The sequence below is a fragment of the Streptomyces sporangiiformans genome (genome assembly GCF_005768555.2).
GTDB lineage: Bacteria > Actinomycetota > Actinomycetes > Streptomycetales > Streptomycetaceae > Streptomyces > Streptomyces sporangiiformans.
The window spans coordinates 58355-78696 of sequence record NZ_VCHX02000118.1; the positions used below are offsets into that span (position 1 = coordinate 58355).

Genomic DNA, 20342 nt, shown 5'->3' on the forward strand with positions numbered 1-20342 from the left:
CGAAGGAGCAGGACCCGGAATGCCGATCGCCGTCCTCGCCGCGCTCGCCGCAGGTGCCTGCTTCGCCGTCGCCGGGGTGCTGCAACAGCGGGCGGCCAGCGCACGGCCGGACGCCGAGGCGCTCTCCTTCCGTCTGTTGTTCCGGCTGGCCCGGGAGCCTTTGTGGCTCACCGGGATCGGCCTGGCGGTACTGGCGTACGGCTTCCAGTCCCTCGCCCTGGCCTTCGGCCCGCTCAGCCTGGTGCAACCGCTGATCGTCGCCGAGTTGATCTTCGCCGTGCCACTGTCCGCGCGACTGCACCGTATGCGGCTGGGCACCCAGGCCTGGCTCGGCACCCTCGCGGTGGCCACGGGGCTGGCGCTGGCCCTGGTGTCGGCCCGTCCGCACGGCGGTGACCCGGACGCGCCGGATCTCGTGTCCTGGCTCCTGGTCCTGGGCGCGACCGGGGCACTGGTCGGCTGCGCGCTGGCGGCCGCGCGAGCGCTGCACGGTCCCTGGCGTGCCTCGGCCGTGGCGCTGGCCGCCGGAGCGGTCATGGGCACCCAGTCGGTTCTCCTGGCCACGACGGTCGACCGGCTCAAGCAGGGCCTGGGCGCGACACTCTCCACCTGGCAGCCGTACGCCCTCGTCGTCGCGAGCGCGGGCGGGCTGCTGCTCATCCAGAGCGCCTTCCAGCAGGGACCGTTGGCCGCCGGCATGACCGTGATCGACGCGACCGAGCCGGCGGTCGCCGTCACGGTCGGCACCACGCTCTTCGGCGAGACGATCCGCTCCGGCTGGCCGGTCACCGGCTTCACCGTGCTCGGGCTTGTGCTGGTGACCGCGGGGATCGTGAGCCTGGACTCCTCCCCGCAGATCGCCGCACTGCACCGACTGGAGCGCGACACGGACACGGGCCGGGCGCCCGGCGACTCTCGTCCGTGATCCCCGCTCCCGCCCCCTCGGGCCGCGTGCGCGCCGCGCCGGAGTGCCCGCCGCGCGTCTCCACCGCGATGCGCCGACCGGTGCGCCGACCGCTGCGGCGACGGCCATGAAGTGCCGGCCGGCCGCGGTTACGGACCGCGCCAGACGGGGAGCAGATCCTCGGCGAGGACCTGCTCCCAGGAAGGATGTTCGTTGCGGGCCGTCTCAGCCGCGCGGCGGGCCACCGCCCGGAGCTGTCGGGGCCGGTCCACCAGTGTGCCGAGCGTCTCCGCCCAGCCGTGTACGTCGTCGCGGCGGACCACGATGCCGTCCTGTCCCGGAGCGGTCAGCCACTGCGTCGTCCGGGCGCCTTCGGGAAGGAAGACGGCCAGTCCGCTCGCCATCGCCTCGGCGACGGCGTTGCCTATGGTCTCCGTCCGGGACGGGCAGGCGAAGATGTCGCATCCCGCGTACACCCGCGCCAGCCGCTCCTGCGGGAGCGAACCGAGCAGGGTGACGTGCTGCCCGAGAACCTGGGCGATCCTGTCCCGCTCCACGCCCGACCCCGCCATCACGGCATGGACGGCTCGCCCCTCCTCACACATCCGGCGCAGGCTCTCGGCCAGCATCAGCACGCGCTTCGAGTCGTCGAGGCGTCCCACGAACAGGACGAGCGGCAGTCCGGCCGGAACTCCGTACTCCTCGGCGAGCCGGGCCCGGGCCGCGGAGTCGGGATGGAATCGCGTGCGGTCGATGCCGCGACGCAGCAGGCGGACCCGGTCCTCGCCCAGCGTGCCGGCGAGTTCGTCGCGCTCCGCCGCTGTGGCGACCAGCACTCGCTCGCACCTCCCCAGCGTTCTGTCCCGGCGCCGCAGCAGCCAGGCGCTCACACGGTCCGCCGTACCCTCCGTGACGACGCGGCCCGCCGGCCGGACGGCAGCGGGCATGCGGTCGGGCAGGTGCCGGAGGTGCGCGGCGGCCAGCGCGGGAACGTCGGTGTGCACCGAGGCGACGAGCCGCGGCCGCCGCGCCGCCCTCGATCGAGCCTCTCGCCGTGCCGCGCGCCGGGCCAGCCGGCCGGCGGTCGAGGTGAAGGCGAAGCTGTGCGTCATGTGCCATACGTCGTGGCGCGGCAGCAGCGCGGCGAGCCGGGGGTGGTACGGAGCGAGGTCCGAGACATCCGTTCCGTCATCGGCCGGAAGCACGGCCGCCGTGCTGAAGACCGGGCGGAGGGTGACGATCCGAACCCATGGCGACAGGCGCTCGATGCCTTCCCGCTCGCCCAGCAGGTAGACGGTCAGATCGACTCCGGGGCCGCCGCGCCCGGGACCGTCCGTGCCGGGTGCCCGGTGGCGGGCCGCGGTCTCGGCAAAGCGCTCCCAGCATTGGACATGACCGCCGGCCGTACCGCTCCGCATCAGCTCGACCAGGACCGCGACCGAGGGCACGTCCTCCCGCCGGGGAGGGGCGAGCGGCGAGGCGGGGGCATCGTGCATGGCGCCACGAGTACCCCGGTGCTGCCTCTTCGATGCTGGTCAGGACTCCGAGTCTCAGGAGTCCGGGCCCGGTACCGGCTTGCAGGGGCCGGTGCTGTCGCGGGTGCAGATCAGCGGTCGCAGCAGCACGTGCCGGGGAGGGGCGTCGGGTGCCTTCAGCCGCTCCATCATCAGCTCGACGCCGACCCGGCTCATCTCGGCGGCCGGCATGTCGGCCGCGGTGAGCTGCGGGGTCACGCGTTCCGCCCAGGGGCCGGCCACCACGCCGACGACCGAGAAGTCCCGCGGTACGGCGCGCCCGGCGCGTTTGAGCCCGCGGTACAGACCGCCCAGGCCCGCTTCGTTCATGGTCACCACGGCGGTGGTCGCCGGGTCCTCCAGCAGGATGCGCTCCAGACACGCCTCGCCCGCGGCGGCGTCGTCGTCGCAGAGATACGTCCTGCCGGTTAGCCCGAGCTCCGTCACGCCTCGGACGAACCCTTCCTGCCCCAGGTGCGCGGACTGGTATCCGGACCGGAAGAGGTGTTCCGACCGGTTGACGAAGGCGATCGTGCGGTGCCCCAGATCGGCGAGGTGCCGCACGCAGTCGCGCCCGAGCGCCGCGAAGTCCAGGTTCACCCATGAGGTCTTCTCCACGCGGGCCCGTCCGATGAGGACGTAGGGAATGCCCAGTTCGGAGAGGAGGTCGGCCCGGTCGTCGTCCAGCTGGATCTCCATCAGGATCACGCCGTCCACGAGACGCCCGGCCAGCAGCCGCTGGAACGGATGGTCACCGGCCTTGGAGCCGGTGGTGAGCAGCACGTCGTAGCCGTACGCCTGGGCCGTCTCGGCGATCGCGCCGATGAAATCCAGTTGCATCCCGGTGTAGTGGTCGCCGGCCGGAGGGAAGACGAGTCCGAGCGCGTGGGTCCGCTCTCGCGGGGCATCGGTCCAACGCGACATCTCACCGCTGATCACCGATCCGCTCCCAACCGTCGGTTCCACACAGGCTTCCCGGGCGGGGCACGCCCATCATATCCGGACAAATAACACATGATGTCCAGGCCTTCGCGGTCACCCGGCCTTCACACGCCGGAAGCCCCGTTGCCCCCCCCGCTCCGCGGTGGCGTCCGGTCACTGCAGCGCCTGTACGGCCGCGGCGAAGACCGGTGGCATCCAGGAGGCCGCCGGCACGACCAGGCCGGACGCGCGCGGCCGGCAGCTGACCCGGACGAGCGCCTCGGTCATCAGGCGATGCCTGCGGGACAGCCGCCGCCACGCCCTCTCGTAGTCCTGTGCCCGCCCCGCGCGCAGGCACCGCACCGCCACCTCGGCCGACGCCAGCGCGAGTGCGATGCCCTCGCCGGTGAGGGCGTCGATGTACCCGGCCGCGTCACCGACGAGCAGAACGCGGCCGGCCACCCTGCCGCGCACGCGCTGCCGCAGGGGTCCGGCGCCGCGTACGAGGTTCACCGGCGTCCCGCCGCGGAGACGGGACGCCAGGTCGGGGAAGCGGTCCAGGTGGCTGGCGTAGGCGCATCTCGCCGTGCTGAGTACGGCGACCCCGACGAGGTCGTCCGCGACTGGTGTCACATAGGCCTCGCCGCAGCGCGACCAGTGCACCTCGACGAAGTCCGACCACGGCGGTACGCGGTAGTGCCGCCGCAGGCCGTAGCGTCGGGGCCGGCGGTCCCGCAGGTCCAGGCCGAGGGCCCGGCGGACGGGAGAGTGCAGGCCGTCGGCCGCGACGAGCCACCGGGCCGTCAGTCCCGCGGCAGTCACCGCGTCCGGGGCCTGCCGTACGTCGCCGACCTTGCCGGGCAGGACGCGGACACCGAGTTCGGCGGCTCGCCGGGCCAACGCGGTGTGCAGCACGGTACGGCGAACGCCCAGGCCGGTGCCCTCACGGAAGTCCGCCTGCGCGCGGTGCGGGCCGTCCACATAGCGAATTCCGCGCAGCGCACGGCCGGCGGGGTCGACGCCGAGGGCACGCAGGGACCGTACGCCCCCCGGCATGACTCCCTCGCCACACGCCTTGTCCACCGGCCCGGGGCGCGGCTCGATCACGACGGCCTCCATCCCCGCGCGGGCGGCGTGGATCGCCGTGGCCAGCCCGGCCGGCCCGCCACCCGCCACCAGGAGGTCGATCACCGTGCGGCTCGTTCGGCTTCAGCGGCTCGTTCGGCGTGCGCGGGGTGCGCCGCCGCATCGCCCGCATCGAGCGCCGGGGCGAGAGCCGCCTCCTCGCAGCGGATGCGTACGGTGAGCAGCGCGGCGTTGAACACCGTGAAGAGCACGGCGGTCAGCCAGGCCCCGTGCACCAGCGGCAGCGCGATGCCTTCGGCGACCACCGCCACGTAGTTGGGGTGGCGCAGCCATCGGTACGGGCCGCCGGCCACCAGAGGCAGGCCGGGCACGACCAGCACGCGGGTGTTCCAGCGCGGCCCCAGCGTGCAGACGCACCACCAGCGCAAGGCCTGAGCGGCGATGACCGTGGCCGACATGGTCCAGCCGAGCGCGGGGTGGAACGGCCGGTCCGCCGCCCACACTTCGGCCAGGCAGCCGGCCAGCAGGCCGGTGTGAAGGGCCACCATCACGGGGTAGTGCCCTCGTCCGGACTCGACCGCGCCGCGAGCCCGGCTCCAGCGCGCGTTGCGACGGGCCACCACGAGCTCAGCGACGCGTTCCACGCCGACGGCCAGCACCAGCAGGGCGTACCACATCAATGTTTCTCTCCCCTTCTCACCAGCGCAGCAGGACGAGTTCGGTGCAGAATCCCGGCCCCATGGCGAGCAGCACCCCGGGAGTGCCCGGCGGCGGTCTGCGCCCGGCGGCCAGGGTGTCGCGCAGCACGTGCAGCACGGAGGCCGACGAGAGATTGCCGACCTCCGCGAGCGAGCGCCGGCTCATGTCGAGGGCGTCGTCCGGCAGTTCGAGCGCCTCCGCGACCGCCTCCAGCACCTTCGGACCGCCGGCGTGGCTCACCCAGGCCGTCACATCGCGCCGCTTGAGGCCGTGGTCGGCGAGGAAGTCGTCGACATCGTCGGCGAGGGTCTTGCGCACCACGTCGGGCACGCTCGGGTCGAGTACGACGCGGAAGCCCGATCCGGTGATGTCCCAGCCCAAGAGCCGCTCGGTGTCGGGATAGAGACGACTTCGGCTCGCCACCACCGTCGGTCCGGAGGCGGTTGCCGTTTGCCGTCGGGCACCGCAGGCGACGACGACGGCGGCGCCGTCGCCGAACAGGGCGGTGGCGATCAGGTTGGCCGGTGACGCGTCGGTGCGCTGGAAGGTCAGCGAGCAGAGTTCCACCGAGAGCAGCACGGCGACATGGTCGGGGCGGCCCAGCAGATAGTCGTGCAGACGGCCGATCCCGGCCGCCCCGGCGACGCACCCCAGGCCGAAGAGGGGCAGCCGTTTGACGTCCGGCCGCAGCCCGAGCCGTCCGGCCAGCCGAGCGTCCACGGAGGGTGCGGCGATACCGGTCACCGAGGTGAACATCAGCAGGTCCACATCACGTGCCGCCAGGCCCGCCTCACGCAGTGCCTCCGCGACCGCCTCCGCACCGAGTTCCACGGCCGCGGCGATGAAAGTGTCGTTGATCGTGCCGAAATCGCCGAGTTCGCCGTACCGGTCCAGCGGCAGCGCCGTGTGGCGTGTGCGCACCTGCGCGCTGTGGTGCAGGCGGTCGAGCGCACGCCGGTCGGCGCCGGCGGGCAGGCAGGTGCGGGCGACCATGTCGGTGATCTCGCGCTGGCTGTGCCGGTGCGGCGCCACGACTCCGTGAACAGCGGCGATCCGGGTCATCAAGGCTCCATGTCCGTGGCATCGGTTCCCCCCATGCCTGCCCCCGCATCGTGTCGACGTACCATCTGATTTCGGCATAAACGCCTACCATCAGGCGGATGGACGCCACCGAACAGGCCACCGCCCACGACCAGCACACCGGCGCCCGCGGGCTGCTCTTCCTCGGCGGGATGCTGATGGCGTGTCATCCGGTCCCGGCGGCGGCCGTCACCCTGCTGGTCACGACGCTGGCGATGACCTCCGGGCAGGACGGGCGCGGCTGTCTGCTGGTGGCCGCGGCGGTGCTGACGGGACAGTTGTCGGTGGGATGGTGCAACGACGCGGTCGATGCCCGGCGTGACCGCGCCACCGGGCGGTTCGACAAACCGGTGGTGTCCGGCGCGGTGGACGCGGCGACCGTACGGGCCGCGGCCTTCGTGGCCCTGGGCCTCAGCGTGCCCCTGTCACTGGCCTGCGGTCCGCTCGCCGGCACCGTCCATCTCGCCGGTGTCGGCGCCGCATGGGCGTACAACCTGGGGATGAAGGCCACGGCGCTGTCCTGGCTGCCGTACGCGGTCGGGTTCGCCGCACTCCCCGGCTTCGTCGCACTGGGCCTGCCGGGCCGCCCGTGGCCGGCCTGGTGGGTGCTCACCTCGGGGGCGCTGCTGGGCGTGGGGGCGCATCTGGGCAATGTGCTGCCCGACATCGCCTCCGACCTGGCCACCGGGGTACGCGGCTGGCCACAGCGGCTGGGCCCGGCAAGGGTGCGGCTGCTGCTGCCGGTTCCGCTGGTGGCGGCTTCCGCCGTACTGACGTTCGGCCGCCCCGGACCGGCCGATGCCGCCGGCCTGGCCGCCCTGACGGTGACCGCACTGACGGCCGCGGTCGGCACGGCGGCCGGAGGCCGCCGGGTCCGGGTGCCGTTCATCACCTCGATCGTCGTGGCGGGCATCGATGTGACGATGCTCGTCTGGCAGGGCGCCACGATCACGTGACAACGGGCGCGCCCCGTCAGACGCGGGGGAACTGCGCGACCAGCCACAACCAGCCCGCAGCCGAATGCGAACCCCCGGGGGGGCTGGTCAACGACCGCCGATGCCCGCGCTCCGGGCGCAGAGTGCGGCCTGCACCCGGTTGCCCACCTCGAGCGCCGACAGGATGCGGCTGACATGGGCCTTCACCGTGCTCTCGCGCATCCCGAGCCCGGTGGCGATCTCCGCGTTGGACGCCCCGTCGGCGAGGAGGTTCAGGACGTCCTTCTCACGTGGCGTCAGCTTGTCGATGCGGGCGCGCGCATGGCCCGTCGCCTGGCCGGCGGTCGCGTAGTGGCGGTCGATGAGGCGGCGGGCGGCGGACGGGTGCAGCATGGCCTGGCCGTCCGCCACGATCCGTACGGCGCGGACGATCTCGCCCGGATCGGTGTCCTTCAGCAGGAAGCCGGACGCCCCCGCGGCCAGCGCGTCGTAGACGTACTGGTCGAGATCAAAGGTGGTCAGGACAATCACCTGGGGCGGTTCGGGCAGCGCACGCAACCGCCGGGTGGCGATGATGCCGTCCATCCCCGGCATACGGATGTCCATCAGGACCACGTCCGGCCGCCGTGTCCGCGCGAGTTCGACCGCCTCGGCGCCGTCGCCCGCCTGGGCCACCACCGTGAGGGCGGGGTCCCGGTCGAGGATGTCGGCGAGGGCGAGCCGGACCAGGTGGTCGTCGTCCACGATCAGTACGCGGAGCGTGCCACCCGCACCGTCATCCGCCGCACCGCCTTGCGCACCGTCATCCGCACCGCTGTCCGCGTGCGTCGTGCCGTTCACCGTGTCGCGCCTTTCCCTTCGGCTCCCGCCTCGTCCACGCCTCGTCCCGCGCGGGACGCTCTTCCCGCCCGGCTCATGCGGCCCCGGCGTGCGACGAGTCGGCATGGGAGGGACCGGCGCCGACCGGTATCTCGGCGGTCACCCGCCAGCCACCCGCGCCCGACGGTCCGAACTCCAGCCTGCCGCCCAGGGCGTTGACCCGCTCGGTCAGTCCGATCAGTCCGAAGCCGCTGGCAACCGGCGCACTGCCGGACGAGTTCCCCGGCCGATTGCGCACCACCACCGTCGACTTGGGAGGTCCGTAGCTCACCGCGACCTCGACGAGAGCACCGGGCGCGTGCTTACGGGCGTTCGTCAGCGCTTCCTGGACGACACGGTGGATCGCGAGCCGGTGACTGGTGGAGACGGCGGTCGCCTCGCCCGTTATGACCGCCTCGACGCGCTGCCTCGCGCCTCGTGCCTCGTCCAGCAGGGCCGGCAGGTCCTCCGGCCTGGCTCCCGTCGCCCGTACCTCTTCGGCGTCGGTCGCCCGCAGGGCACCCAGCACCTCGCGCAGGTCCGCCAGCGCCTCGGTGGAGGTGCGGCGCAGCATCCCGACCCGTTCCACGACGGGCTCCGGCAGTTCCTCGGCCCGGCCCTGGAGGGCGCCGGTGTGCAGCGCCAGGACGGTCAGGCGGTGGGCCAGCACATCGTGCATCTCGGCGGCGATCCGCGTCCGCTCCCCCAGTCTCGCCTGCTCGGCGCGCAGTTCACGTTCGACCCGCAGATGCTGGACCTGCTCGTCGAGCGAGACGACCAGACGCCGGCGGCTGCCCGCCCACAGCCCCAGCAAGAGCACCACCGCGGGAAGCAGGAGCGGCCCGTAGGTACGTGTGGTCCACAGGCTGGCGGCCGGCTGGATCACCAGGCTCCCCGCCAGGGCCGCCGCCGCACACAGCGCCCCCACGCCACCCCGGCCCCGCTGGGCCAGGTGGAACAGCACGACGAGCAACGGCCACACCGTGCCGAACGCGGCGGCGGTGACCACGCTGCACGCCGCGACCCACCACGGCCAACGGCCGCGCAGCGGGAGCGCAAGGCTGCTCGCGGCGGCCAGGGCAGCCGCCGGAGTGCGCAGCGTACCCCCGGCGCCGATGTAGGCCTCCTGCACCGACAGCACGCCCACCGCGCCGACGAGCGCCGCCTCGGCCCACCACGGCCAGCCGCGCTTCGCCTTCGCTTTCCCCGAGTTCGCCTCCACAGTGCACGAGCATAGACAGCGGGACGGCCTGCGAAGTCCGGCCGTCGGGCAACCCCGACCCCCTACTTTCGTCGGGGAAGGCCGTCGCCGCACGGCCGATGGAACGCCGCCCTCCGCTCCCTAGCGTCACGGCCATGGACCTGACGCACGCTCCCAGCAAGACCCCCGCGGACCTCGAACTCCCCTACCAGCCCGGACGGCTGGCATTTCTGCGCGAGGCCGCCCACACCTTCAGGACCACCGGAGCGGTCGCGCCCAGCAGCCGACCGCTGGCCGCCCGGCTTGCGGCCCCGCTGGCCCTGGCCCGCGCCGAGCTCGGCGGTCCGGTGTCCGTACTGGAGGTCGGCGCGGGCACCGGTCCGGTCACCCGGACACTGGCGAGCCGTCTCGGGCCGGCCGACCGCCTCGACGTGGTGGAGATCAACCCGCGGTTCGTGGATCTGATACACCGGGCGCTGCGCACCGACCCGGCCATGTCGGCCGCGTCCGACCGGATCCGGATCATCGCCGAGTCCATCACGGACGCCGAACTGGGCGGCCGTTACGACGTGATCGTCTCCTGCCTGCCGTTCGCCAACTTCGAACCGCACATGGTCCGTACGATCCTGGACCGCTACTTCTCCGTCTTGGCGCCGGGCGGGCACCTGACGTACTTCGCGTACCCCGGGACCCAGGTGACCCGCGCCTTGGTGGCCGATCGCGCCGAGGCGGCCCGGCAACGGGAAGTGGCCGCCGTGCTGGACGGTTTCACCGCCCGGTACGGCGTCGGCGACAGCCTCGTACTGCGCAACCTGCCACCCGCCCGGGTCAGGCATCTGCGCGCACCCGGACCGCAGGGCCGGACGGAGACACGGGGATCCTGACCACCGTGGCGGGGCCGGCCCGCCCGGCGCCATCCGCGGGGGCGCTGCCGGGCCGGCGGGCCTGCTCATGGGCCTGCTGACGGGCCTACCGCCGCGCAGAACCGGCTCGGCGGCCGCCACATGGGCGACCGCCGAGGGTTCGGACAGGAGCTACGTGCGCTACCGGCCGATCGTGATCCCGATCGGGTAGCCGCCGACCGGGATCGGCGGTCCGGTCTCACCACTCGGCAGGATGATCGGCACCACCGTGTTGTTGCTGGCGACCGAGGCGTACGCGAGCGTCCCGGTGGAGCTGAACGACACGTCGGACGGCATCGGGCCGACCAGGACGGTCTGTCGCACCGTGTTGCTGGCGGTGTCGACGAAGTACAACGAGCGGTCGTTCTCCGAGGCCACCGCGAGCGTCTTGCCGTCCGGGCTCATCCTGAGCTTGAACGGCGTGCGCCCCACCGTGATCGGCGAACCCTTCGCCCGCGTCGCGGTGTCGATCGGCACCACCGTGTCGGACCACTGCTGGGTGACGTACACGGTCTTGCCGTCCGGGGTGATCGCGAGCCCGTTCGGGCCGTCGGCCACCGGCACCGGCGTGCCGGCGGTGCCGCTGCCGATGTCTACGGGCACCACCTGGTTGTCGGTCCGGCACGCCACCCACAGCGTCTTGCCGTCCGGGCTCACGGCCAGGTTCTCCGGCCCGGCGGCCACCTTGATCAGCGGTCCGGCGGTGAGCGTGGCCAGGTCGATCGCCTGGACCGCGTTGTCGCTGTAGGCGGACACCCACAGGGTCTTCCCGTCCGGAGACAGGCCCAGGCCCGCCGGCGTGGTGCCGACCGGCACCGTCGCGGTGACCGCCTTGGTCGCCGCGTCGATCACCGTGACCGAGGCGGAACCCTGGTTGGCGACGTAGATACGGTCGCCGTCGGCGTCGCCGGCGATGGTGCCGGGCAGCGTGCCGACCTTGATCGGTTCGTGGGGGGTGCCGGTGGCGAGCGTGATCGGGGTGACCGTGTGCGAGGTGAAGTCGGCGGTGTATCCCACCGCGTCGCGCACGCTCGCGTCGGTGGCCATCAGCGTGTCGGTCGCTCCGACCTGGAACGTGGCGCGCGGGCCGCGGTACGCGGCGACCGTGTGCAGTTGGTCGAAGCCCGCCGCCACCTGGTCGGGCACCGTGACCTGCCACCGCACTGTGGCCTTGGCCCCGGGCGCGAGGTACGCGAGGCGCGTGCGCGTCTCGGCCGTGGCGGTGTAGCCGTCCGGCACCTGCAGTTCGACGACCACATCGGACACCGCGGTGCCGCCGTGGTTGGTGATGACTGTGCCGGCGCCGGTCTTCGCGCCGGCGGGCACGACCCCATCGTCGATCTGGAACGTCGCGGTGACCTGTGACGCGGCCGGGTCGAGCACCCAGCGTTGCTCCGCGCCGCCGGTGCCGAACCGCTGCACCAACGGCTTACCGCTGCCGCCATCAGAGGTGAGCACGCGGCCGCTGCTGTCCGAGCGCAGGACGAAACCGCTGCCGTCCTTCTCCAGCAGCCATTTCTGGTTGGCTGCCGCGGGGTCGCACTCGGTGGTGACGACCGGCGCGTTCTCGTTGTACGAGTCACTGGACACCGCGGCGCATCGTCCGTCCGCCGCGGACCTCAGGCTGTACTGCCCGTAGTCGTCCGCGGTCACCAGCCAACGCGCCGCCGCACCGGTGGCTTTGGAGCTGCTGACGACCGAGCCGGTGCGGTCGGCGGCGCCGGAGAGCGTGGCGTACGAGTCGTCCCCGGCGCGCAGCGTGTAGACCTTGCCACCGGCCAGTGGGCCGGGTTGCAGGTACCCCGGAGCGTGACCGATCGCGGTCATCACCGGCTTGAAGTCGGCGTAGGTGGCGGCCGGCGGCGTACCACCCCAGTTCTTCTGGGCCAGGGCCCGCAGCGGGCCGAACAGCTTCTGCTCCTCGAGCACCTCGCTCTGGCCGTGGGCGCCGGGCCACAGGCCCATCTTGGCGCCGAGCAGGTGCGGATCGTCGGCGGGGACGGTCTGGCCGCCGCTGAACAGGTTCGGCGTGAACTGCTCGTAGATCCAGGCCGCGTCCGGGGGGTTGTCGTTGACGAAGTACATGGAGTCGGAGGCGTTGACGATGTCGTTGCCGTTCGCCACGATCTGCGCCGGGGACATCCGGCCGTCCATCTTGATCCAGTAGTCGATCACCACGTCGGGGTCGAGCTTCGTCGGCATGCCGGTGAAGAGCTGGTCGTTCCACAGGTGCAGGGTGCGCCCGCGGTCGGCGACGAATTCCGCGACCTTGTTCTGCCAGAGCACGAAGGAGTCGGCGGCGGGGGCATCCGGCCCGGACCGCTGTTTCGCCCACTCGACCAGCGACGGGTAGTTCTCGTACAGCGCCGGGGTGTTGAGGTATTCGTCGCCGCCGCCGTACCACTGCTTGCCGGGCAGCAGCGGCATCTGCTCGTCGATGATGCTCTTCAGATACGGCCACGCGGCCGGGTCGGCCATGTCGATGTTCTGTGGGTTCCGCTTGCCGTCGGCGTCGGCCGCCTGCAACTCCGGGTGCTCGGACAGGTAGTAGTCCATGTGTCCGGGCGAGGGGGTCTGCTGGCTCACCTCGACGTGGTAGCGGGCCCCGAACGCGGCTATCTCGGCGACCTGCTCCGGGGTGTAGAGCGGGTTGGTCTTCGAGTTGTTCTCCGGGTGCGCGTCGCTGGCCACCCGCATCTCCAGATGCAGGACGTTGTACTTGAGGTACGACATGTCCCTGATCAGTCGCTTGAGCCAGGGCACCGAGAAATACTTCACGCAGTTGCACAGCGTGATCCCGCGGTACGGGTAGTCCGGCCAGTCCCGGGCCGTGCCGGCCGGGACCGTGTCGCCCTGGCGCAGCAGTTGGAGCATCGAGCGGGTGGCCAGGAACGCGCCGGCGTCGGTGGCCGCGCGGAGGACGGCGACGTCGTCCACGGCGAGCGCGTACCCCTCGGCCGCAGGCGTGACGGTCTTGTCGAGGCGCAGTGCGATGTCGTGCTTGCGAGGGCTGTCGGTGGTGACGGCGACCGACCGTCCACTGAGGTCGGACAGGTCGGCCGCGAAGGTCCGGGCGGTCGTCCGGAGCGCCGCGTCCTGGACCACGACGCGGGTCGACCGGTCGAACGTGAACGATCCGGCCGCCGGAGACCACTGCTTGAGCGCGGGGATCGTCCAGGGCTTGCCCGCGGCGCTCGCGGAAGCGGGCGACATGGCGACGACAGCCGCGGCGAGCAGGAGGACGAAGGTGGTGAGCAGGGCTAGGGGGCGACGCGAGGAGATGAAGGAGACAGGGGACACGGGCGTACTCCCGCAGAGTCGTTGGCCGACGGCAGCCGGCGTTCGGCGGCAGAAGATATCCCGTACCAGCAATTGCCATCAAGATGAAACGTCGTTCCATCTCCCGGAATCTTGTGGTGGACGCACTGGTAGCCTCGCCCGCAGGTGGTGCAACAGGATCGAATCGAGGTTCCGCGGTGGCCAGGACGAACGGCACAGGGGGCGCGGCCCGGCCACTGCCCGCGGACGCCGACCTGCTGGCGTACCTGGAGACGGTCTTCGCGGACCTGCCCGAAGCACTGCAGGCGGTGGCCAGCCATGTGCTGGACGCGCCGGGCCAGGTGGCGGGCGCCTCCGTACAGGACGTCGCCGCACAGAGCGGAACGTCGCCGGCCACCGTCGTGCGCTTCTGCCGCACCATCGGACTGACCGGCTTTCAGGCCCTGCGGCTGCGGCTGGCCAAGGAGGAGGGACGCGCCTCTGCCGAGCGGTGGACCGTAGACCTCGGCCCGCACATCGGACCGGACGACAGCGTCGAGCATGTCGCCGCCGTGGTCGCCCAGCGCGACGTGGCGTCCATCCAGCGCACCCAGGAGCAGCTCGACCTGGCCGCACTCGACCGCGCCGCCGCGGCCGTCGCGCGTGCCGGTCGCATCGACGTGTACGGCATCGGCGGCAGCGCCTCCGCGGCCCATGAGCTGGAGTTGCGGCTGCACCGCATCGGCCGGCCGGTGTGGGCGCGGGGTGAGGGCCACCTGGCCGAGACGAGCGCGGCGCTGCTGTCCGACTCCGACGTCGCCATCGGCATCTCGCACTCCGGCGTGACCGGCGAGGTGGTGCTGCCGATTCGGCGAGCAGCCGCGCAGGGGGCCGTCACCGTGGCGATCACCAACAACGTCCGCTCACCGCTGGCACGGACCGCCGACATCACCCTCACCACCGCGGTGTACGACACCACCTTCCGCCATGGCGGCGACGCCGCCCGCCACGCCCAGTTGCTCGTCCTGGACTGCCTCTACGTGCGAGTCGCCCAGCTCAACTACGACGCGGCGATGGACGGGCTGCGCCGCACCGCGGAGGTCCCGCTGGGACACGCGGTGACCGGCAGCACCGGACGGCAGCAGCGAGGCGACCGCCGCTCAAGCTGACTCTGGGCACGCTTGGCGCCAGAGGTCCGGCCGACTGCCTTCGTGTGGAATACCGTTTCGCACCAATCGGCGGGCACCGGAAGTACATGCTCTGGGTCGGTCGTGCATGCCGATCCTGAGGGGTGCGGTATGACGGGAAACGATCAATTCCTGCGGCGACGCCCTTGGCCGTAGGGACCGCGACGGTCGTGGGCGCGCCACGCTTCCTCGTCGGGATCCCGTTCTCCAGTCGCCGGCCTTCCCCCGGCCGCGGCGACTTCTCCCCCTCGGTGACCTTCGCCAGCTGCGAGACGATCAGGAGCCTCGTCCTCGTAACGACTACGCCCACCCAGCGGACCAGCGGCAGGCGGCCCGGGGATGAACGCGGCGACACGCGCGCCACCGCGCGGCGCGAGCGTCCGCACCGGGACTACTCCGTGCCGTCCGCCGGCAGGCGCTCCGGCAGCCCGAGCCGCGGGAACTGGTCGTCGTGGAACGTGACGATCTCGGTGATCGCCCCGCCGGTGACGCGCAGGACGTCGATCGTCAGCGGCAGGTACGCGCCCTCCCGCTTCTGCCAGAGGTAGAAGGCGACGGCGGGCTGCCGGTTCACGGCGGTGAGGACGGCGCGCAGGCCCTTCATGCCCTCGAAGCCGCTCTCGACCCAGTCGTTCACCACCGCGTCGCGGCCGACGTACAGGCCCGGCGTGGGCGGCATCGAGCAGCGGACGTCGTCCCGCAGCAGTGTGGCGAGGCCGTCGACGTCCGTGGCCACGCTGGCGTCGGTATAGCGGCGCACCAGCTCGCGCGTCCCGGCGTCCTGTTCGCCGCCGGTCCAGTCCTGCCGCTCGGCGGGCAGGCGCTCCCGCATGCCGGCGCGGGCCCGCTGCAGCGCGCTGTTCACGGAGTTGACGGAGTCCCCGAGGAGCTCCGCGACGTCCTTCGCCGGCCAGCCGAGCACGTCCCGCAGGATCAGCACGGCCCGCGGGCGCGGCGCGAGGTGCTGGACTGCGACCAGGTACGCCAGCTCGATCGTCTCCCGCGCGACGGCGACGGTCTCCGGCTCGTCCGCGTCGCCCGCGGGCAACTCGTCGAGCAGCCGGTCCGGGTAGGGCTGCAGCCACAGCACCTCGCCGCCGGTCGCAGGCTCCGGGCGGCACTTGGCGAGCAGGTCCAGGCAGGCGTTGGTGGCGATCCGGTACAGCCAGGCCCGGAACGTCGACCGCCCCTCGAAGGTCTCCCGCCGCCGCCAGGCACGGAGGAACGTTTCCTGCACGGTGTCCTCGGCGTCCTCGAACGACCCGAGCATCCGGTAGCAGTGCACGTGCAGCTCCCGCCGGTGCCGCTCCGCCAGCCCCGAGAACGCCGGCTCGTCGACCTCGCCCAGCCCGCTCACGCCCAGCTCCTCCAGCCGTGTGTCCGCACTCATCACGTCATCCTTCCGCCTCGTCGTGTCCCGTCGTAGGTGTGACGGGTGCGGGCGCGAAAACTCATCACCAGGGTCGGTCGGCATGGCTGAGCGTTTCTCTTTCTTGGTCGATTGCTTGTCTTACCGGGAGCCTCGCCTGACCCGGCTACCGAACCACCTCCGACCATCTGGACGGTTCGTCTAGCATTGGACTTCTCATCCAGGTGACGAGGTGATCATGCACGTTTATCTCGACCCGCGCTCAGGGCGGACCTATCCACTCGACGCACGGCGTTGGCAAGGTGATGACGGGGCGCCGCTGACGCTCGCGCCGGGGCCAGGTATCGGGCCGGAGAGCATCACGACCTCCGCCCGCTCCTTGTGGCGCTACCGCGCTGCGCTTCCCGGAGCCATCACCCGGCCGATATCGCTCGGCGAGGGATGCACCCCGCTGATCGAAACGCGCTGGGGGGACCAGGACGTGCGCTTCAAGCTCGAATGGTTCAATCCCACCGGCAGCTTCAAGGACCGCGGAACCAGCGTGATGGTGTCCCTGCTCGCCCAGGCCGGCGTGGAGTCGGTGATCGAGGACAGCTCCGGCAACGGCGGCTCCTCCGTGGCTGCTTACTGCGCTGCCGCCCGCATCCGAGCCCGCATTCTGGCCCCGGAGACGACGTCACCGGCGAAGGTGCTGCAGGCCAGGGCATACGGTGCCGAGGTGGCGCTCGTACCGGGCGACCGGGCGGCCGCCGCCGAGCAGGCGATGCAGGAGGCCCGAACCACCTCCTACGCCAGCCACAACTGGCATCCCCTCTTCCTCCAGGGCACCAAGACGCTGGCTTACGAGATCTGGGAGGACCTGGGCTTCACCGCGCCGGACGTGGTCGTCACGGTGGCCGGCGCGGGCAGCATCGTGCTGGGCTGTGACCTCGGGTTCAGCGAGCTGCTCGCGGCCGGCCACATCGACCGGCTCCCCCGGCTACTGGTCGCCCAGCCAGAACGATGCGCACCTGTTCACGCGGCGTTCCAAGGCAGCTCCCCCATGGACAGTGACTTCGGGCCCACCATCGCTGAAGGCACAGCCATCAGGGCGCCCATCCGTCTGCCGGAGGTCGTGGATGCGATCCGGCGTTCCGGTGGGGACACCGTGGCGATCCCGGAAGACGACATCATCGCCGCGACCCGCCGCCTGGCGGGAATCGGGCTCTACGCGGAGCCGACCTCCGCTTCGGCAGCCGCCGCGATCGACGTCTTCACCGCCCGGGGAGCGATCCGGCCCGGCGAAACAGCCGTGGCCGTCTTGACGGGGTCGGGCCTCAAGGCCGCAGCCACGATGCAGAAGTTGTTCGCTTGAACGAGGACGAGCTGCTGCTGCGCGAAGCCGAGACGATCGTGACCTGTCCGCCCGCCCCAGGATCCCGACTACCCCAGCCAGGCTCCGCGGAGCCTGGGCTCCGCGGAGAAGAGGAAGTTGGTCCGCCTGCTGCGGGCCGGCTCAGCCGGCCAGGCCGTTGTCGGCCAGCCACTGCGGATCCGGCGTCACCGTCTGCAGAACCTCCACCAACACCCCGTCCGGCGCGGCGACCTGGAACCGGCGCTGCCCCCACGGCTCAGTCACCAGCGGCAGGACCACCTCGAGCCCGGCCGCACTCAGCCGCTCGAACTCGGCATCCACATCGGCGACCAGGAACGCCAGCAAGGTGCCGACGACCGCCTTGCCGCGGGTCGCCTGCGGCCATGACTCGTGATCCCGCTGGACGAAGTCCAGGCTCACGTTGGGGTGTTGGGCGTGCTGCGTGTTCACGTACCAGCCGAGGTCGATGCCGACCTTGAACCCGAAGTGCTCGGCGTACCACGCCGCGCTCCTGCCCGGGTTCTCCGCCGCCAACGCCATCCCGATCAAACTGAACTGCATGCGTACCCTCTCTCGGAATCTGACATGAAGCAGGAGTGATCCCGCTATTCAGTCACAACTGACAAGGGAGGGACGGGGATTCGCGACATCGAGATCATCCGCACCTGGGCAGCAACCGCACCTCCGCCAAGCGGATGCTCAGCGTCGGCGGATCGGGGCGAAGCGGACCGGGAGGCCCGGTACCGCCTGGGCGGCAGCGGCCAGGCCGTGTTCGGGCACGACGCCGATCACCGGATAGCCGCCGGTGGTCGGGCAGTCGGCGAGGAAGACCACGGGTTTGCCGTCGGTGGGCACCTGCACGGCGCCCGGCAGCGTGCCCTCGCTGGGCAGTTCGCGGTGCACGGCACGCTCCAGCGTGGGTCCCTCCATGCGCAGCGCGATGCGGTTGCTGTGGGCGGAGACGGAGAAGCGGGCGGTGGCCAGGGTGCGTACCGCGGCCGCGGCGAACCAGTCGTCACGCGGGCCGAGCAGCACCGGCAGCACCAGCTCGCGCGGTGGCTGGTGCCAGTGCACCGTGTCGGCGTGGACGGGCCGGCCCACCACCGTGCCCAGGGGCAGGGTGTCTCCGTCGCCGAGGCGGGCGGGGCCGAGTCCGGAGAGCAGGTCGGTGGACCGGCTGCCCAGGACGGGCTCGACCGCGATGCCTCCGCTGATCGCGACATAGCTGCGCAGGCCGGTGGTGGCGGCACCCACGTCGAGGACGGCGCCGGCGGGCAGGTCCACGGGGCAGGCCCACGCCGCGGGCCGGCCGTCGACGCGGACCGGGGCGGGGGCTCCGGTGACCACGACCGTCACGGGTCGCGTGGCCCTCAGCGACACCCCGGTCAGTGTCGTCTCCAGGGTCGCCGCATCGGTGGGGTTGCCCACCAGACGGTTGGCCAGACGGTGGGCGGGCTGGTCGAGGGCGCCGGAGCGGGGCACGCCCACGTGAGCGTGTCCGAACCGGCCCAGGTCCTGGATGGTGGTGAGCGCGCCCGCACGTACGATCTCGAGCTTGCCGCCGCTCACGTACGCGTCCGTTCTGTCGTCACTCCGGCCGGCTGGCCGGGGGCGGGGGCAGTGGCGGGGGCGGGGTCGGGGTCCCGGGGGACGAAGCGCACGCGGGTGCCGGGGGTCAGCAGGGCCGCGGGCTCGCGTTCCATGTCCCACAGCGGAACGTCCGTGGTGCCGATCAGTTGCCAGCCCCCGGGCGAAGGTCGCGGATAGATCCCGGTGTACGCGCCCGCGAGGGCCACGGAACCGGCGGGAACCGAGGTGCGCGGAGCGGACCTGCGCGGCACGTGGTACGCCTCCTCCAACCCGGTCATGTAGGCGAAGCCCGGGGCGAATCCGCAGAAGGCCACGCGGTGTTCGACACTGCTGTGCCGTCGCACCACCTCGTCCTCCGTCACGCCCCACAGCGCGGCGACATCGCGGAGATCGGCCCCGTCGTAGACGACGGGGATCTCCAGCAGCGGGCCGCTGTCCGCGGTGAGCGCGGGTACGTGCCACCGGCCCAGTTCGGTACGCAGTGCGTCGACCCCGGAGATGGAGCGCAGAAGTATCGTTCGGTCGCCGGGAACGATCTCCGCGATCGGCGTCAGGGTGCCCGCGCCGCGACGGCGCAGGAGTTCGGCGTGCAGCGCCTGCGCCTCCTCCGGTGAGTCCAGGTCGACCAGCAGCGAGTCGTCCCCGACGGGCAGCAGCCTCATGCGAACGCCTCCACGCCGACCCCCGCCCCCCGCAGCGCCGCGCGGACCGTGCGCGCCAGGTCGACCGCGCCGGGAGTGTCGCCGTGCAGGCACAGCGACCTGGCCCGGACGTGCACCGGCTCGCCGTCCGGCGTGGTCGTACGGCCCTGGGTGGCGAGCGTGACCGCGCGCCGGGCGACCTGCTCGGGATCGGTGATCACCGCACCTGGGATGCCGCGCGGAACCAGCGTGCCGGCCGCGGTGTAGGCGCGGTCGACGAACGCTTCGGCGACACCGGGCAGACCTGTCTTCTCGGCCTCGGCGAGCAGGGCGGAACCAGGCAGACACAGCACCGGCAGGACGGGGTCGGCACGCCGGATGCCCGCCACGACGGCGACGGCCTGCTCCTTGTCCGCGACGACCCTGTTGTACAGCGCCCCGTGCGGCTTGACGTAGGCCACCTTCGTTCCGGCGGCGCGGGCGAACACCTCCAGCGCGCCGATCTGGTAGGTGATCTCGTCGGCGAGCTCGTCCGCGGGGACGTCCATGGCCCGGCGTCCGAAGCCGGCCAGATCGCGGTAGGAGACATGCGCGCCGATCGCGACGCCGCGCTCGGCCGCGCGGTCGCAGACCCTGCGAATGGTGGCGGGGTCGCCCGCGTGGAAGCCGCAGGCGATGTTGGCGCTGCTGACCACGGTGAGCAGCGCCTCGTCGTCGGTGAGGGTCCAGCGGCCGAACCCTTCCGCGAGGTCCGCGTTGAGGTCGACCACGGCGTCCGTCATCACTGCGTTTGTCTCCTTGGGAACCGTTCATTTCCCGCGTGGCGGGTGGCGGGTGGCGGGT

The 20342-nt window shown here is 72.2% G+C and carries 18 protein-coding genes; 5 read left to right on the forward strand and 13 right to left on the reverse strand.

The features are described from left to right. Positions 1-19: 19 nt before the first annotated feature. Positions 20-925 carry a DMT family transporter gene (locus tag FGD71_RS15330; protein ID WP_119101012.1) on the forward strand — a complete coding sequence of 302 codons (906 nt, stop codon included), beginning with the start codon at positions 20-22 and terminating at the stop codon, positions 923-925. Positions 926-1053: 128 nt separating this feature from the next. On the opposite strand, the gene FGD71_RS15335 is transcribed toward FGD71_RS15330, so the two are convergent. The 5 genes from FGD71_RS15335 to FGD71_RS15355 all read right to left on the reverse strand — a co-directional run bounded on the left by FGD71_RS15335 (position 1054) and on the right by FGD71_RS15355 (position 6186). Further along, positions 1054-2400 (reverse strand): glycosyltransferase, encoded by a 1347-nt coding sequence (locus FGD71_RS15335; RefSeq protein WP_240436597.1) that lies wholly within the window; start codon positions 2398-2400, stop codon positions 1054-1056. A 54-nt stretch (positions 2401-2454) separates the two neighbouring features. Beyond that, entirely contained in the window at positions 2455-3342 is an 888-nt protein-coding gene (locus FGD71_RS15340; protein ID WP_119101032.1) for a LacI family DNA-binding transcriptional regulator, read from the reverse strand. 171 nt (positions 3343-3513) lie between these two features. Beyond that, positions 3514-4530 carry an NAD(P)/FAD-dependent oxidoreductase gene (locus FGD71_RS15345; RefSeq protein ID WP_119101013.1) on the reverse strand — a complete coding sequence of 339 codons (1017 nt, stop codon included), beginning with the start codon at positions 4528-4530 and terminating at the stop codon, positions 3514-3516. Then, positions 4527-5105, reverse strand: coding sequence for an isoprenylcysteine carboxyl methyltransferase family protein (locus FGD71_RS15350; RefSeq protein ID WP_119101014.1), 579 nt, complete (start codon positions 5103-5105; stop codon positions 4527-4529). The genes FGD71_RS15345 and FGD71_RS15350 overlap by 4 nt, the downstream gene beginning before the upstream one ends. 16 nt (positions 5106-5121) lie before the next feature. Further along, positions 5122-6186 (reverse strand): type III polyketide synthase, encoded by a 1065-nt coding sequence (locus tag FGD71_RS15355; protein WP_119101015.1) that lies wholly within the window; start codon positions 6184-6186, stop codon positions 5122-5124. A 98-nt stretch (positions 6187-6284) separates the two neighbouring features. Here FGD71_RS15355 and FGD71_RS15360 point away from each other — a divergent pair, with 98 nt between their 5' ends. Continuing rightward, a complete protein-coding gene (locus FGD71_RS15360) occupies positions 6285-7160 on the forward strand; it encodes a UbiA family prenyltransferase (protein WP_119101016.1) in 876 nt (291 codons plus the stop codon). A gap of 87 nt (positions 7161-7247) precedes the next feature. On the opposite strand, the gene FGD71_RS15365 is transcribed toward FGD71_RS15360, so the two are convergent. Continuing rightward, the gene (locus tag FGD71_RS15365; protein ID WP_119101033.1) at positions 7248-7889 is read right to left on the reverse strand and encodes a response regulator; all 642 of its coding nucleotides are present in this window, start codon (positions 7887-7889) and stop codon (positions 7248-7250) included. Positions 7890-8052: 163 nt separating this feature from the next. Continuing rightward, on the reverse strand, positions 8053-9219 hold the full coding sequence (locus FGD71_RS15370; protein ID WP_119101017.1) for a sensor histidine kinase: 1167 nt from the start codon (positions 9217-9219) through the stop codon (positions 8053-8055). A gap of 134 nt (positions 9220-9353) precedes the next feature. On the opposite strand from FGD71_RS15370, the gene FGD71_RS15375 reads away from it, so the two are divergent. After that, positions 9354-10082 (forward strand): class I SAM-dependent methyltransferase, encoded by a 729-nt coding sequence (locus tag FGD71_RS15375; protein WP_119101018.1) that lies wholly within the window; start codon positions 9354-9356, stop codon positions 10080-10082. Positions 10083-10241: 159 nt separating this feature from the next. Here FGD71_RS15375 and FGD71_RS15380 read toward each other — a convergent pair whose 3' ends face one another. Continuing rightward, positions 10242-13400 (reverse strand): family 20 glycosylhydrolase, encoded by a 3159-nt coding sequence (locus FGD71_RS15380; protein ID WP_119101019.1) that lies wholly within the window; start codon positions 13398-13400, stop codon positions 10242-10244. A gap of 176 nt (positions 13401-13576) precedes the next feature. Here FGD71_RS15380 and FGD71_RS15385 point away from each other — a divergent pair, with 176 nt between their 5' ends. After that, positions 13577-14527 carry a MurR/RpiR family transcriptional regulator gene (locus FGD71_RS15385; RefSeq protein ID WP_162931133.1) on the forward strand — a complete coding sequence of 317 codons (951 nt, stop codon included), beginning with the start codon at positions 13577-13579 and terminating at the stop codon, positions 14525-14527. A 409-nt stretch (positions 14528-14936) separates the two neighbouring features. Here the strand turns inward: FGD71_RS15385 and FGD71_RS15390 are convergent, their stop codons facing one another. Further along, positions 14937-15935, reverse strand: a complete 999-nt coding sequence (locus FGD71_RS15390; protein WP_119101021.1) for an RNA polymerase subunit sigma-70 — start codon at positions 15933-15935, stop codon at positions 14937-14939. A gap of 217 nt (positions 15936-16152) precedes the next feature. Here FGD71_RS15390 and FGD71_RS15395 point away from each other — a divergent pair, with 217 nt between their 5' ends. Further along, entirely contained in the window at positions 16153-17268 is a 1116-nt protein-coding gene (locus tag FGD71_RS15395) for a threonine synthase (RefSeq protein WP_119101034.1), read from the forward strand. 141 nt (positions 17269-17409) lie between these two features. Here the strand turns inward: FGD71_RS15395 and FGD71_RS15400 are convergent, their stop codons facing one another. The 4 genes from FGD71_RS15400 to FGD71_RS15415 all read right to left on the reverse strand — a co-directional run bounded on the left by FGD71_RS15400 (position 17410) and on the right by FGD71_RS15415 (position 20281). Continuing rightward, a complete protein-coding gene (locus FGD71_RS15400; protein WP_119101022.1) occupies positions 17410-17829 on the reverse strand; it encodes a VOC family protein in 420 nt (139 codons plus the stop codon). A 138-nt stretch (positions 17830-17967) separates the two neighbouring features. Continuing rightward, the gene (locus tag FGD71_RS15405; RefSeq protein WP_119101023.1) at positions 17968-18837 is read right to left on the reverse strand and encodes a 5-oxoprolinase subunit C family protein; all 870 of its coding nucleotides are present in this window, start codon (positions 18835-18837) and stop codon (positions 17968-17970) included. After that, positions 18834-19520, reverse strand: coding sequence for a 5-oxoprolinase subunit B family protein (locus tag FGD71_RS15410; RefSeq protein WP_119101024.1), 687 nt, complete (start codon positions 19518-19520; stop codon positions 18834-18836). The genes FGD71_RS15405 and FGD71_RS15410 overlap by 4 nt, the downstream gene beginning before the upstream one ends. Continuing rightward, on the reverse strand, positions 19517-20281 hold the full coding sequence (locus FGD71_RS15415) for a LamB/YcsF family protein (RefSeq protein ID WP_119101025.1): 765 nt from the start codon (positions 20279-20281) through the stop codon (positions 19517-19519). Before FGD71_RS15415 ends, FGD71_RS15410 begins: the two co-directional genes overlap by 4 nt. Between the last annotated feature and the right edge of the window lie 61 nt (positions 20282-20342).